This is a genomic window from Variovorax sp. 01N429 (assembly GCF_056399425.1).
The window spans coordinates 23,610-36,702 of record NZ_JBFTRG010000020.1 but is presented as its reverse complement, the minus strand read 5'-3'; the positions used below and the strand labels follow the sequence as shown (position 1 = coordinate 36,702).

Sequence of the window (13,093 nt, the reverse complement as noted above, 5' to 3'; positions counted from 1 at the left end):
CGATGACTCTCCTGCAAGTCAGCAACCTGGTCGTCGAGTTTCCGCATCGCCGCGGCACCTTGCGGGCGATCGACGACATTTCATTCGACATTGCGCCCGGCGAGATTCTCGGCGTGGTCGGCGAATCCGGCGCGGGCAAGTCGCTCACGGGCGCGGCGATCATCGGCTTGCTCGAACCGCCGGGTCGCATTGCCGGCGGCGAGATCCGGCTCGAAGGACAGCGCATCGACAACCTCGGGCACGACGCGATGCGGCACATTCGCGGCCGCAAGATCGGCGCGATCTTCCAGGATCCGCTGACGTCGCTGAATCCGCTCTACACCATCGGACGGCAGCTGACGGAGACCATCCGCACCCATCTGCCGGTGACCGAGCACGAAGCGCGACGCCGCGCGATCGGCCTGTTGGAAGACACCGGCATCCCGGGCGCCGCGCAGCGCATCGATCACTATCCCCATCAGTTCTCCGGCGGCATGCGCCAGCGCGTGGTGATTGCGCTCGCGCTGGCGGCCGAGCCGAAGCTGATCGTCGCAGACGAACCGACCACGGCACTGGATGTGTCGATCCAGGCGCAGATCATCCAGTTGCTCAAGGGCATCTGCAAGGAGCGCGGCGCGGCCGTGATGCTGATCACGCACGACATGGGCGTGATCGCCGAGACCTGCGATCGGGTGGCCGTGATGTACGCAGGCCGGATCGCCGAAGTCGGCCCGGTGCAGGAAGTCATTCATCAGCCGGCGCATCCCTATACGAGCGGCCTCATGGCCTCCATCCCCGACATGACGATGGACCGCGAGCGCCTGAACCAGATCGACGGCGCCATGCCTCGGCTCAATGCGATTCCCAAGGGCTGCGCCTATAACCCGCGCTGTCCGCGCGTTTTCGACCGCTGCCTGGCCGAAAGGCCGGATCTGATGAACGCGGGCGCCACGCGCGCCGCCTGCTGGCTGCACGCGGCGCACACCGCACAGCCAGCCTACGGAGAGACCGCATGAGTGCGTTGGTACAGGCGAACGACCTCGCCAAGAGCTTCGATGTCTCTCCGCCATGGCTCAACCGTGTGATGGAGCGCAAGCCGCGCGTGCTGCTGCGGGCGGTCGATGGGGTGAGTTTCTCGATCGAACGCGGCAAGACGCTGGCGCTCGTCGGTGAATCCGGATGCGGCAAGAGCACTGTGGCGCGGCTCCTGGTGGGCCTCTACGAGCCTTCGCAGGGCGGCATGCGTTTCGACGGGCAGGACGTACACGCGGTCTACCGCAGCAGCGGAAGCCAGGCGCTTCGGCGGCGCATCCAGATGATCTTTCAGGATCCGTACGCGAGCCTCAACCCGCGCTGGATCGTGGAGGACATCGTCGGCGAACCGCTGCGCGAGCACGGCATCCTGAAGGAAGGGCCGGAACTGAAGGCGCGCGTGGGCGAACTGCTCAAGTCAGTCGGCCTGAGCCCGCTGGACATGGTGAAGTACCCGCACCAGTTTTCCGGAGGGCAGCGCCAGCGCATCTCGATTGCGCGCGCGCTGGCGACCCAGCCCGAGTTTCTGGTGTGCGACGAGCCGACCTCGGCGCTCGACGTGAGCGTGCAGGCGCAGGTGCTCAACATCATGAAGGACTTGCAGCGCGAGCGGGGCCTGACCTATCTCTTCATCTCGCACAATCTGGCGGTCGTGCGTCACGTGGCCGACCAGGTGGGCGTGATGTACCTCGGGCGGCTGGTCGAAGTTGCCGACAAGCACAAGCTCTTTGCCTCACCGCAGCACCCTTACACGCGCATGCTGCTCGATGCCATCCCGCAGATGAAGCACGTGGGCCGTTCACGCACGCCGGTGCAGGGCGAGGTGCCGAACCCGCTCAATCCGCCCTCGGGTTGCACCTTCAATCCGCGTTGCCCGCTGGCCAACGAGCGCTGCAGGATCGAACGGCCGAAGCTTCAGACGCTTCGAGGCGTGCAGGTGGCCTGCCACGCCGTAGAAGAAGGCAGGACATAGGCTCACCCCCAGGCTTGCTCACTTCGTGTAGCCGCCTACCCCCTGCCGGGGGCAACCCAGCGGCCCGGCGAAGCCGGTTCCGCGGTGTTCCACGAACGGGCCTGGCTCATGCCGCACCGGCCTATTGCTCCTCGCCCCAGGAGTAGCCGTCGCGGGCGATCATGGCGCTCGACGCGCTGGGGCCCCAGGTGCCCGCCGCGTAGGGGCGGGGCACTCCGTCGGACGACCAGCTGTCGATCAGCGGCTCGACCCAGCGCCAGGCTTCTTCCTGCTCGTCACTGCGCACGAACAGGTTCAGCCGGCCGGCGATCACGTCGAGCAGCAGGCGTTCGTAGGCACCCACGCGCTCGGAGCCGAATCGCTTGTCGAAATCGAGATCGAGCTGTACCGGGGCGAGCTGGGGCGCGGCGTGGCGGCTTCCGTTGCGCTGGCGGCTGTCCTGTGCCTGCGCGAGCATGTGCAGTTCAAGGCCGTCCTTGGGCTGCAGGTTGATCACGAGCTTGTTCACCGAATTGGCGGGTGCACGGAAGATCGCATGCGGCGTCTGGCGGAAGTTGACTTCGATGCGCGCGTCGCGTGATGCCAGCCGCTTGCCGGTCCGGATGTAGAGCGGCACGCCGGCCCAGCGCCAGTTCTCGATTTCGGTGCGCAGCGCCACGAAGGTCTCGGTGCGGCTTTCGGGGTCGACGCCTGGCTCGTCGCGGTAGCCCTTCACGCGCTCTCCATACGCGGTGCCCGCGACGTACTGGCCGCGAATCGCATGCAGGCCGATGTCTTCGGAAGTCCACGGCTTGAGCGAGCGCAGCACCTTGAGCTTTTCGTCACGGATCGCGTCGGCGTGTGCGTTGATGGGCGGCTCCATGCCGATCGCGCAGACCAGTTGCAGCGCGTGGTTCTGAACCATGTCTCGCAGTGCGCCGGTCTGGTCGTAGAAGGCGCCGCGCTTTTCGACGCCCAGGTCTTCCGCGATCGTGATCTGGATGTTGGCGATGTGCTCGCGCCGCCAGATGGGCTCGAACAGCGCATTGCCGAAACGCATCGCGAAGAGGTTCTGCACCGCCGGCTTGCCAAGGTAGTGGTCGATGCGAAACACCTGCTGTTCCTGCAGGACGTTGCGCACCGCCTGGTTGATTGCGCGATTGGATGCGAGGTCATGCCCGAGCGGTTTTTCGAGCACGAGGCGCGTGTGCGGCCCGTTCAGCCCGGCCGCGGCGATCTGCTCGACCACCTGCGTGAAGAGCGCCGGCGCCGTCGCGAGATACATCACCACCGTGTCCGCATTGCGAGTCTTCAGAAGCGTGGCGAGCATGTCGTAGTCGGCAGGCTTCGAAAGGTCCATGCGCTGGAAATACAGCAGCGAGGCGAACTTCTTGAACTCCTCCGGCGTCGGCCGCTTGGCGCCTTCGACGGCCTGGAAGCGCGACTGGATCAGTTCGCGGTAGCCGTCGTCGCTCAGGTCGTCGCGCGCAACGCCGATGATGCGTCCGCCCTCGGGCAGGCTGCCGTGCCGAAAAGCCTGGAACAAGGCAGGCATCAGCTTTCGCCATGCGAGGTCGCCGGTGCCGCCAAAAAGAACGAGATCGAAACTCATGGATACATCCCTATGGGTAGTAAAGCGCGAGCATGCAGCTTGCCCAGCGAATGGTACTTGTACCGATCCGCTCGCAGCTGACCCCGCGCTAAGCTGCAGGCGGCCCCTTGGGGCCTTTTTCTATTTTTAAACGAGGTCCGGATGAAGAAGAAACTCGTGAGCGCGGCCATTGCGACCGTCTTGATCGCTGCGTCGGGCGCTGCGTCTGCCCAGACGGTCAATGTGATTTGTTCTGTACAGGCCGAGTGGTGCAACATGATCGCCACGGTGTATGCGCGCACCACGGGCGTCAAGCTCAACATGTCGCTGAAGGGCTCCGGCGAAGCGCTTGCCCAGCTGATCGCCGAGAAGGAGAACCCCAAGACCGACGTCTGGTTCGGTGGCACCGGCGACCCGCACCTGCAGGCGGCCGAACTGGGCCTCACGCTCGAATACAAGTCGCCCACGCTCCCGCAACTTTATCCATGGGCACAGCAGCAGGCCCAGCAGTCGGGCTACCGAACGGTGGGCATCTATTCGGGCCCGCTGGGCTTTGGCTACAACACCGAGCTCGTCCAGAAAAAGAAGCTGGGCGTGCCACGCAGTTGGGCCGATCTGCTGAAGCCCGAATACAAGGGCGACATCCAGGTGGCCAATCCGGCATCGAGCGGCACCGCCTACACGATGATCGCCACGCTCGTGCAGTTGATGGGCGAGGACAAGGCTTTCGAATATCTCAAGGGACTGCATCGCAACGTCGGCCAATACACGCGTTCGGGAACCGGCCCGATCAAGGCGGTCGCTCGTGGCGAGACGGCGGTGTCGATCAGCTTCGTGCATGACGCTCCGCAGGAAAAGATGCAGGGCTTCCCGGTCGAGACGACAACGCCGTCGGAGGGCACGGGCGCCGAGATCGGCTCGATGAGCATCGTGAAAGGCGCCCGCAATCTTGACCAGGCCAAGAGGTTCTACGAATGGGCGCTCACGCCGCAGGCCCAGACCTTCGGGGCGACAGCCAAGCAGTATCAACTGCCCTCGAACAAGGCAACGCCGGTGGACCCGAACGTGCCGGACTTCAAGAAGATCAAGATGATCAACTACGACTATGCGAAGTACGGCGCCAGCGCCGAGCGCCGGCGCTTGATCGCGCGTTGGGAAAAGGACGTCAACTCGCTGCCGCGCTAGCGTGTACGCGACCTCCAACGTGCGCCGCAGCCCCAACCGATCCATCTGGGCATGCATTGCGGCCGGTTTGATCGGCTATGTTGCGCTGCCCTGGTATGCGATTCAGGACACCGCCTGGTACGAGGTGATCCCGCAGGTCCTGAATGAAGGCGAAGCCGCTGATGGCGTGGTGCAGGCGGCCTTGCAGGGCCGCACCTGGCTCTACATCGGGCTCATTGGCCTGGCGTTGTGCGCCTTGGGCGGGCTGCTGCGCGCCGGCCGGGCGCAGGGCCGCATGCTGCTGGTGGGCGGCGCAGTCGGCGCCATCGGGCTTGCGCTCAGCGGCTTCCTCATCGGTGCCAAGGGCTGGACGCTTCCGATCCTGGAGGCGCAGTTCGGTGAACTGCCGGTCCATCAGTTCGGAATCGGCGCCGGCGGTTTCGTGGCGATATCCGCGCTCGTCCTGCTGACGGCGTTCGGACTCGCGCGGCTGGGGTTCTTCAAGGGCGATCTTTTCGTTTCCGGCGCGGTGGTCGCCTGCGGCGTGCTGATGGCGCTGTTCATTGCCTATCCGGTGGCCAAGGCGCTGGCCGGGGCCTTTCTCGATGAAGACGGCCGCTGGTCGATCGCGGCGTTCGCTGCGCGGATCGGCACCGAACGAGTCTGGGGGTTGGGTTGCCTCGCCGGCGGCGTTCGCTGCGGAGTCGCCTGGAACACGCTCGCGCTGGCCCTGCTCACGGCCGCGGGCACGACATTCCTCGGCACCTTGATGGCGCTGATGTCCGAGCGCGGCAGCCGGCGCTGGCAGGCACCGTTGCGGCTGCTGGCGCTGCTGCCCATCGTCACGCCGCCCTTCGTCGTCGGGCTGGGGCTGATCCTGTTGTTCGGTCGCGCGGGCGTCGTGAACCAGTTGCTCGAAAGCACCTTTGGCGTCGAGCCGACGCGCTGGTTCTACGGCATGCCGGGCGTGCTCGTGGCGCAGCTCTTCGCCTTCACGCCGATCGCTTTCATGATCATGCGCGGCGTTGTCCAGGGTGTCTCGCCGAACCTCGAAGAGGCGGCGCTGATGCTTCGGGCGGACCGCCGCCGGGCCTTCTTCACCGTCACGCTGCCTTTGCTCAAGCCGGGACTCGCGAATGCGTTTCTGGTGGGCTTCATTGAAAGCATTGCCGACTTCGGCAACCCGATCGTGGTGGGCGGCCAGTTCTCGGTGCTCTCGACCGACATCTTCTTCGCCATCGTGGGCGCGCAATACGACCAGGGCCGCGCCGCATCGCTCGCCTGGGTGCTGACGTTGTTCGCGCTGGCCGTCTTTGCCGTTCAACGCGGCGTGCTGGGCAAGCGCAACTACACGACGGTGAGCGGAAAGGGCGACTCCGGGATCGCCATGGCCTTGCCTGACGGCGTCAGGCGCACCATCTATTGCGTTGCGCTGCCTTGGATTGCTTTCACGGTCGTGGTCTATCTCTTCGCCTTCGCGGGCGGCTTCGTGCAGACCTGGGGGCGCGACTACACGCTGACGCTGAATCATTTCAGGACTGCCTTCGCGCTCGAATGGGGACAGTTCGGCATCGTCTGGGCAGGCACCGCATGGAATTCGCTGATCACGACGCTCAAGCTGGCCGGCATCTCCGCGCCATTGACGGCAGGCTTGGGCCTGCTGATCGCGTGGCTGCTGGCGCGCAATGAGTTCAAGGGGCAAGGCGCTTTCGAATTCGCAGCGCTGCTTGCCTTTGCCATCCCTGGCACGGTGCTGGGCGTGAGCTATATCCTGGCCTTCAACGTGCCGCCGCTCGAGCTGACGGGCACCGGGCTCATCATCGTGCTGTGCTTCATGTTCCGGAATCTGCCGGTCGGCGTGCGCGCCGGAACGGCGGCGTTCAGGCAGATCGACCGTTCGCTCGACGAGGCTTCGTTGATGCTGCGCGCCTCGACGTCGCAGACGCTTTTCAAGGTCGTGCTGCCTTTGCTGAAGCCGGCGCTGGTTGCCGCGCTGGTCTACAGTTTCGTGCGCGCGATGACCACCGTCAGCGCGGTGATCTTTCTCGTCACGGCCGAGAACGAACTGGCGACGACCTACATCATTGGCCGCGTCGGCAATGGCGACTACGGTGTCGCGCTTGCCTACTGCACGGTACTGATGATCCTGATGGCGATCGCCGTCGCGCTGGTGCAATGGATCGTCGGTGAGCGCAAGCTGGGGCGCAGGCGGGTGGGCGCTCCGGTCATCGTCCCGGCAGTACCCTGAGAAAGCATTCATGAGCAACGGCATCGAACTTCGCGACATCACCAAGCGCTACGGAGGCGACTCGCGCGCGCCGCTCGCTGTGAAAGGCATCAGTTTCGATGTGCCCGCGGGAACGCTGACGACGATTCTCGGCCCCTCCGGCTGCGGCAAGACGACCATCCTGCGGATGATTGCGGGGCTCGAATCGCCGACTTCCGGCTCGATCTTCATGGGCGGCCGCGACGTCACCGCGCTCGGCCCGGCCGATCGGAACGTGAGCATGATGTTCCAGAGCTACGCGCTCTTTCCTCACATGAACGTGATCGAGAACGTGAGCTACGGATTGAGGACGAGCGGCGTGCGCAAGGACGAGGCCGCCGGCCGCGCGCGCGAAATGCTCAAGGGCGTGGGGCTGGTGGGTTTCGACCAGCGCTTGCCCAGCGAGCTGTCCGGCGGTCAACAACAACGCGTGGCGCTCGCGCGAGCACTGGTGCTGGAGCCTGCCGTGCTGCTCTTCGACGAGCCCCTGAGCAATCTCGACGCCCGTCTGCGCCGCGAGATGCGCGAGGAGATCCGCAATCTGCAGCAGCGATTGAAGCTCACCGTCGCCTATGTCACGCACGACCAGAGCGAAGCGCTCGCCGTCAGCGACCAGGTGATCGTGATGGACCACGGCGTCATCGCACAGCGCGGTACGCCCGAGCAGCTCTATGGCCAGCCGGAGAGCGAATTCGTTGCCGGCTTCATGGGTGAGGCCATGGTGTTCCCGGCGCTCGCGCAACCCGACGGGCGCGTGCAGATGGGTCCGCTGACCTTGACCCCGCGCCCCGCCATCGCGCCCGGGATCGTGAAAGTCGCGGTGCGGCCGGAGGCTTGGTATATCGGCGCGGCGGTCGGGCTTGCGGCGACCCTTCGCAAGGCCGCGTTCCTGGGCAATTTCTACGAATATGCTTTCGATACCGCGCTCGGCTCAGTGTTCGTCATTTCCACCGATCTGGCGCACCCTCTGGCCGCCGGCGCGGAGACGACCCTTTCCCTGACGAACCACGGAGTTTCCATCGTGCCTGCCGCCCTATGACCACCCATGTCGTTTTTGATCTTGGCGCGGTTCTCTTGACTTGGGAGCCCGTCGCCCTGGTGCAGACGCAACTCGCGCCTCATGCACCCACTGCCGATGCAGCGCACGCCCTGGCGGTCCAGATGTTTCATCACGAGGACTGGCTGGGTTTCGATCGCGGCACGCACACGCTCGACGATGCGATCGGCCGCATGGCGTTGCGGCTGTCGCTGCCTGCCGACCGGCTCAGCAACGTCCTTGCGCCCATCGGCGAAAGGCTGGAGCCGGTCGCGGTCACGGTCAATCTTCTTGCGAGCCTGCGCGATCGTCGCGATGCCGGCGAGGACTTGCGCCTTTACTACCTGTCGAACATGCCCGAGCCTTATGCGCGCGTGCTCGAATACCGCCACGCGTTTTTCCGCTGGTTCGACGGCGGCATCTTTTCGGGCGACGTCAAGCTCATCAAGCCGCAGCGCGAGATCTACGACTTGCTCACGGAGCGCTACGGGCTGGTGGCGGCAGACACCCTCTTCATCGACGATTCGCTTCCGAATGTCCTTGCCGCGCGCGAACTCGGCTGGAAGGCGATCCACTGCCAGCGGCCGACCGAACTGCCGGCGCAGGTCGAAGCCTATTTGCCGGTGAAGACGACCTTGTCCACGTCGAAACCGAGCGTGCGGGCGTAGTCGAGTTCGGCGCGAAGCGACGCTTCATCCAGCGTGGGCGCGCGCGACAGTACCCAGAGGTACTTGCGGTCGGGCGTGCCGACCAGAGCCACCTGATAGTCGCGATCGAGCTTCAGGATCCAGTAGTCGCCCCAAACCATCGGCAGCCAGGCAAGCCAGTCGGGTGCGAAGCGTACTTCGAGCCGGCCCGCGCCCGGTTGGCCGGCGACCGGCACCACACGGGCCAAACCGACCGATTCTTCGAACTTGCCGTCCGCCAGCATGCAGCGGTTGCGCACCTCCATGGTGCCGTCGTCGCGCAGGTTGTATTCGGCGGTGACCGCCCCCGTGCATTGCTTCTCGAACCGGTTCGGAAGGCGGGCCTGTTCATGCCAGAGGCCCGCATAGCGCTTGAGGTCGACCGGTGCCACCACCTGGAGCGGCGCACGCATGAGCGGTGCGCCATCCGGCGGTCCGGCGACGGCTTCGCCGCGCGCGCTGCGAGGGTTCGTCATCGCCAGCAGCGTCAGCGCGCCGCCAACGCAGAAAGCGGCTGCCAGCGTGCCGATCGAGGCGCTGTGGGCGCGGTCGTCGAAGGCGGCTGGCGGTGGGGCGCGGCGGTTGCGAATAGCCATGGCTTTTCTCCCTTGGGCGAGTCGACAAGGCCGAAGAATAGTTACCGATCGAACCACCCTACGTCAGTCATGGACGACACGGCCTGTAGTTTTGCAGCGGGATAATGATCCGATGAACCAACTCGATGCCCTCCGTCAATGGACCACCGTGGTCGCCGACACCGGTGATTTCCGTCAACTGGCCCAGTTCAAGCCGCGAGACGCGACGACCAACCCGTCGCTGATCCTCAAGGCGGTGCAGAAGGCCGACTATCGTCCGCTGCTGGACGAGGTGGTGAAGAAGCGCGGGGGCAAGCCCATCGACGAAGTCATCGATCGGCTGCTGGTGCGCTTCGGAACCGAGATCCTCTCGATCATTCCTGGCCGCGTCTCGACCGAAGTCGATGCGCGGCTGAGCTTCGATACGAAAGCCACCATGGCGCGGGCCGAGCGCATCGTCGCGCTCTATCGCGCCGAAGGTGTCGACGTGGAGAAGCGCGTGCTCATCAAGGTTGCCTCGACATGGGAAGGCATCGAGGCCGCGCGCCAACTCGAACAGAAGGGCATCCGCTGCAACCTGACGCTTCTGTTTTCATTCCCGCAGGCGGTGGCTTGCGGGGCAGCCAAGGTTCAATTGATCTCGCCTTTCGTCGGCCGCATCTACGACTGGTACAAGAAATCGGCCGGCGCCAAATGGGACGAGGCGGCCAACGCGGGTGCCAATGACCCGGGGGTGAAGTCCGTGCGGCAGATCTTCGACTACTACAAGAAGCAGGGCATCGCGACGGAAGTGATGGGCGCCAGCTTCCGCAACGTGGGGCAGATCGCCGCTCTCGCGGGCTGTGACCTGCTCACCATCAGCCCCGAACTGCTGGGGGAGTTGGCGGCCAGCGAGGCCCCGCTCAAGCACGCTCTGGACGCCGAAGCCGCACAGCGCAGCGACACTGAAAAAGTCACCTTCGACGAGCCCTCGTTCCGCTTTGCACTGAACGAAGACGCGATGGCTACCGAAAAGCTCGCCGAAGGCATTCGCGCCTTTGCAGCGGACGCGATCAAACTCGAAAAACTCATGGAGACCACATGACGCGCACCCGCGGCGATCGGACGGCCGCCTGGACTGAGCTCCATGCGCACTACGAAGCAAGCGGCAAGGGCTTCGACCTGCGTCGGGCGTTTGCTGCTGATCCCAAGCGCTTCGAGAGCTTGAGCCAGTCGGCGCCCGGCGTCTTTGCCGATCTGTCGAAGAACCTGATCGACGCACGCGCCGAGCAACTGTTGATGGCCCTGGCGCGCCAAACCGGTCTGGAGGCGCATCGGGACGCGATGTTCGCGGGGGACCACATCAACGCGACCGAAGACCGCGCGGTGCTTCATACGCTGCTGCGCAGGCCCGCGTCATCGCCGCCTCCCGCCAAGCTGGCTGGCGCCTTCAATGAGGTGCAGACCACGTTGACGGCCATGCTCGATTTCGCGGAATCGATCCGCGCCGACAACACCATCACTGACGTGGTGAACATCGGCATCGGCGGCTCGGACCTGGGCCCGCAGATGGCCGTTCTTGCGCTGGAGGCCGATGTTGCGCCGGGCAAGCGTTTTCATTTCGTCTCGAATGTCGACGGCCATGAACTCGCCGGCGTGCTTCGGGGGCTTGCGCCCGAGCACACGCTGTTCCTGATTGCCTCGAAAACGTTCACCACCGCCGAGACCATGACCAACGCCAAGTCGGCGAAGCGGTGGTTCGAGCAATCCGGCGGAGTTGACATCGCGCGCCATTTCGCCGCGCTGACCACCAATGTCGCCGCGGCGCGCGAATTCGGCATCGAGACGACCTTCGGATTTTGGGACTGGGTCGGCGGACGCTATTCGCTCTGGTCATCGATCGGGCTTCCAATCGCACTGGCCATCGGCGCCGAAGGCTTTCGCAGCCTGCTGGCTGGCGCACACGCGATGGACGAGCACTTCCGCACCGCGCCGCTGGACCAGAACCTGCCGGCGCGGCTTGGCCTGCTCGACGTCTGGTATCGCGACTTTCATCGCTTCACCAGCCGTTGCATTGCGCCGTATCACAGTTCGCTCAAGCGCCTCCCGGCCTATCTGCAGCAACTCGAAATGGAGAGCAACGGCAAGCAGGTGGACATGGAAGGCAAGCCCGTAACGTTCGGTACGTCGCCCGTGCTCTGGGGCGAGCCGGGCACCAACGGGCAGCATGCTTATTTCCAGATGCTGCACCAGGGCACGGACGTGATCCCGCTGGACTTTCTCGCAGTGCGCGACCCGGCGCATGACCTCGAAGGACATCACCCGAAGCTGCTCGCCAATGCGCTGGCCCAGGCGCAGGCACTCATGGTCGGCCAGAGCGATGCGGGCGGGCACAAGAACTTCCCGGGCAATCGGCCCAGCACCTTCTTCGTGCTGGACAAGCTGACGCCCGAGTCGCTCGGTGCTTTCCTGGCGCTCTACGAGCATCGCGTGTTCACCAGCGGTTCTGTCTGGGGCATCAACAGCTTCGACCAATGGGGCGTCGAGCTCGGCAAGGTCCTGGCCAAGGACATCGAGCCGCGCCTGGCATCAGGCAATGTCGATGGGCTGGATGCGTCCACAGCCGGCCTGCTCGGAAGGCTGCGGCAGAGCCATTGACGCGGACTGCTCGATATGATGACCGCGGGGTTTTCCCGTGGGAATCAACAAGAGGAGTCGTTCATGAACTTTCAACAGGCCGTACAGACCTGCTTTCGCAAGTACGTCGATTTTTCCGGCCGCGCATCGCGTCCCGAGTATTGGTGGTTCTTCCTGGCCTACTTCATCCTGGCCTTTGTCACCGGCTTCATCCACGAATACGTCAACTTGCTGGTGGTCCTTGCCTTCATCCTGCCGATGCTGGCGGCCGGTGCGCGTCGCCTGCATGACGTGGGCAGGTCCGCCTGGTTTTTGCTGCTCGGGCTGATTCCGGTGGTGGGCTCGCTCGTGCTGTTGTACTTCATGGTTCAGCCGAGCCAGCCCGAATCCAACCTCTACGGTCCACCGCCCGAGCCCCTGCCGGCCAGCATCTGACAAACGCTTTTCAGGCGCCCGAACCCACCAGCATGGGTTTGGCGCGATAGCTGTCCGGAAAGACCCGTTTCAGGTTCTCGACCTTCGGCAGATCGTTGAAGGCGATGTACGGATGGTCGGGGTTGCGCGTCATGAAGTCCTGGTGGTACGCCTCGGCCGGATAGAAGCCCTTGAGCGTTTCGACAGTCGTGGCGATTGGCTTGCCGTAGATCTTTGCCTTGTCGAGCTGCGCGATGTATGCCTTGGCGACGCGCGCCTGCTCGGCATTGGCGGCAAAGATGGTCGAGCGGTACTGGGTGCCGGTGTCGGGGCCTTGGCGGTTCAGCTCGGTCGGGTTGTGCGCCACGGAAAAGTAAATCTGCAGCAGCCGTCCGTAGCTGATCTGTCGAGGATCAAAGGTGATCCGGACCGATTCGGCATGGCCGGTGCGGCCTGAGCCGACCTCGTCGTATTTGGCCGTCGATGGCTGGCCGCCCGCGTAGCCGGAGACGGCGCTCGTCACCCCTTTGACGTGTTGGAACACGCCCTGCACACCCCAGAAGCAGCCGCCCGCGATCACGGCGGTTTCCGATGTCGTGCCTGGCGGGGTGGACGCGTCTTCGGCCGGCGCCGGGATCACGACCGCGGCCTCCGCAGCGAGCGAGGGTGCCACATGCCACAGCCCGGCCCCCGCGATGAGGGCCAGTGCAGCCAACAAGGGCCGCCGAGTCAGCGAGATGCGCGATCCCGCGCCCATGGAAAAAGGTGATTTCATGACAGTG

The 13,093-nt window shown here is 64.8% G+C and carries 12 protein-coding genes; 9 read left to right on the top strand and 3 right to left on the bottom strand.

Features of this window, described 5'->3' with window-relative positions:
* Positions 1 to 2 precede the first annotated feature (2 nt).
* Together AC1DSF_RS25920 and AC1DSF_RS25915 are read left to right on the top strand one after the other, a co-directional pair.
* Positions 3 to 995, top strand: coding sequence for an ABC transporter ATP-binding protein (locus tag AC1DSF_RS25920; RefSeq protein ID WP_478125360.1), 993 nt, complete (start codon positions 3 to 5; stop codon positions 993 to 995).
* Positions 992 to 1,984, top strand: coding sequence for an ABC transporter ATP-binding protein (locus AC1DSF_RS25915; RefSeq protein ID WP_478125361.1), 993 nt, complete (start codon positions 992 to 994; stop codon positions 1,982 to 1,984). Before AC1DSF_RS25920 ends, AC1DSF_RS25915 begins: the two co-directional genes overlap by 4 nt.
* A gap of 121 nt (positions 1,985 to 2,105) precedes the next feature.
* On the opposite strand, the gene zwf is transcribed toward AC1DSF_RS25915, so the two are convergent.
* On the bottom strand, positions 2,106 to 3,575 hold the full coding sequence (gene zwf, locus AC1DSF_RS25910) for a glucose-6-phosphate dehydrogenase (protein ID WP_478125362.1): 1,470 nt from the start codon (positions 3,573 to 3,575) through the stop codon (positions 2,106 to 2,108).
* Between the two features lie 141 nt (positions 3,576 to 3,716).
* Between zwf and AC1DSF_RS25905 the strand changes: the two genes are divergently transcribed.
* From AC1DSF_RS25905 to AC1DSF_RS25890, 4 genes are read left to right on the top strand one after another with little or no spacing between them, the layout of a single operon-like run.
* Positions 3,717 to 4,739 carry an ABC transporter substrate-binding protein gene (locus tag AC1DSF_RS25905; RefSeq protein WP_478125363.1) on the top strand — a complete coding sequence of 341 codons (1,023 nt, stop codon included), beginning with the start codon at positions 3,717 to 3,719 and terminating at the stop codon, positions 4,737 to 4,739.
* Between the two features lies 1 nt (position 4,740).
* Positions 4,741 to 6,966: an ABC transporter permease gene (locus AC1DSF_RS25900; protein ID WP_478125364.1), complete on the top strand. Its 2,226-nt coding sequence runs from the start codon at positions 4,741 to 4,743 to the stop codon at positions 6,964 to 6,966.
* Positions 6,967 to 6,976: 10 nt separating this feature from the next.
* Positions 6,977 to 8,023, top strand: coding sequence for an ABC transporter ATP-binding protein (locus AC1DSF_RS25895; protein ID WP_478125365.1), 1,047 nt, complete (start codon positions 6,977 to 6,979; stop codon positions 8,021 to 8,023).
* Positions 8,024 to 8,058: 35 nt separating this feature from the next.
* Positions 8,059 to 8,688, top strand: coding sequence for an HAD-IA family hydrolase (locus AC1DSF_RS25890; protein ID WP_478125366.1), 630 nt, complete (start codon positions 8,059 to 8,061; stop codon positions 8,686 to 8,688).
* Here the strand turns inward: AC1DSF_RS25890 and AC1DSF_RS25885 are convergent.
* On the bottom strand, positions 8,634 to 9,302 hold the full coding sequence (locus tag AC1DSF_RS25885) for a lipocalin family protein (protein ID WP_478125367.1): 669 nt from the start codon (positions 9,300 to 9,302) through the stop codon (positions 8,634 to 8,636). The genes AC1DSF_RS25890 and AC1DSF_RS25885 overlap by 55 nt on opposite strands.
* 112 nt (positions 9,303 to 9,414) lie before the next feature.
* Here AC1DSF_RS25885 and tal point away from each other — a divergent pair, with 112 nt between their 5' ends.
* The 3 genes from tal to AC1DSF_RS25870 all read left to right on the top strand — a co-directional run bounded on the left by tal (position 9,415) and on the right by AC1DSF_RS25870 (position 12,332).
* Entirely contained in the window at positions 9,415 to 10,365 is a 951-nt protein-coding gene (gene tal / locus AC1DSF_RS25880) for a transaldolase (protein ID WP_478125368.1), read from the top strand.
* Complete coding sequence (pgi, locus tag AC1DSF_RS25875) at positions 10,362 to 11,918, top strand: glucose-6-phosphate isomerase (protein ID WP_478125369.1); 1,557 nt, start codon at positions 10,362 to 10,364, stop codon at positions 11,916 to 11,918. The genes tal and pgi overlap by 4 nt, the downstream gene beginning before the upstream one ends.
* A 63-nt stretch (positions 11,919 to 11,981) precedes the next feature.
* Complete coding sequence (locus AC1DSF_RS25870) at positions 11,982 to 12,332, top strand: DUF805 domain-containing protein (RefSeq protein ID WP_478125370.1); 351 nt, start codon at positions 11,982 to 11,984, stop codon at positions 12,330 to 12,332.
* Between the two features lie 10 nt (positions 12,333 to 12,342).
* Here AC1DSF_RS25870 and msrA read toward each other — a convergent pair whose 3' ends face one another.
* Positions 12,343 to 13,086, bottom strand: coding sequence for a peptide-methionine (S)-S-oxide reductase MsrA (gene msrA, locus AC1DSF_RS25865; RefSeq protein ID WP_478125371.1), 744 nt, complete (start codon positions 13,084 to 13,086; stop codon positions 12,343 to 12,345).
* Between the last annotated feature and the right edge of the window lie 7 nt (positions 13,087 to 13,093).

Excerpts from the sequence above, each read along its gene's own strand:
- AC1DSF_RS25895 (WP_478125365.1), top strand. The coding sequence starts at position 6,977 with ATGAGCAACGGCATCGAACTTCGCGACATCACCAAGCGCTACGGAGGC.
- zwf (WP_478125362.1), bottom strand. The coding sequence starts at position 3,575 with ATGAGTTTCGATCTCGTTCTTTTTGGCGGCACCGGCGACCTCGCATGG.
- AC1DSF_RS25885 (WP_478125367.1), bottom strand. The coding sequence starts at position 9,302 with ATGGCTATTCGCAACCGCCGCGCCCCACCGCCAGCCGCCTTCGACGAC.
- msrA (WP_478125371.1), bottom strand. The coding sequence starts at position 13,086 with ATGAAATCACCTTTTTCCATGGGCGCGGGATCGCGCATCTCGCTGACT.
- AC1DSF_RS25905 (WP_478125363.1), top strand. The coding sequence starts at position 3,717 with ATGAAGAAGAAACTCGTGAGCGCGGCCATTGCGACCGTCTTGATCGCT.
- AC1DSF_RS25915 (WP_478125361.1), top strand. The coding sequence starts at position 992 with ATGAGTGCGTTGGTACAGGCGAACGACCTCGCCAAGAGCTTCGATGTC.
- tal (WP_478125368.1), top strand. The coding sequence starts at position 9,415 with ATGAACCAACTCGATGCCCTCCGTCAATGGACCACCGTGGTCGCCGAC.
- AC1DSF_RS25870 (WP_478125370.1), top strand. The coding sequence starts at position 11,982 with ATGAACTTTCAACAGGCCGTACAGACCTGCTTTCGCAAGTACGTCGAT.
- pgi (WP_478125369.1), top strand. The coding sequence starts at position 10,362 with ATGACGCGCACCCGCGGCGATCGGACGGCCGCCTGGACTGAGCTCCAT.
- AC1DSF_RS25920 (WP_478125360.1), top strand. The coding sequence starts at position 3 with ATGACTCTCCTGCAAGTCAGCAACCTGGTCGTCGAGTTTCCGCATCGC.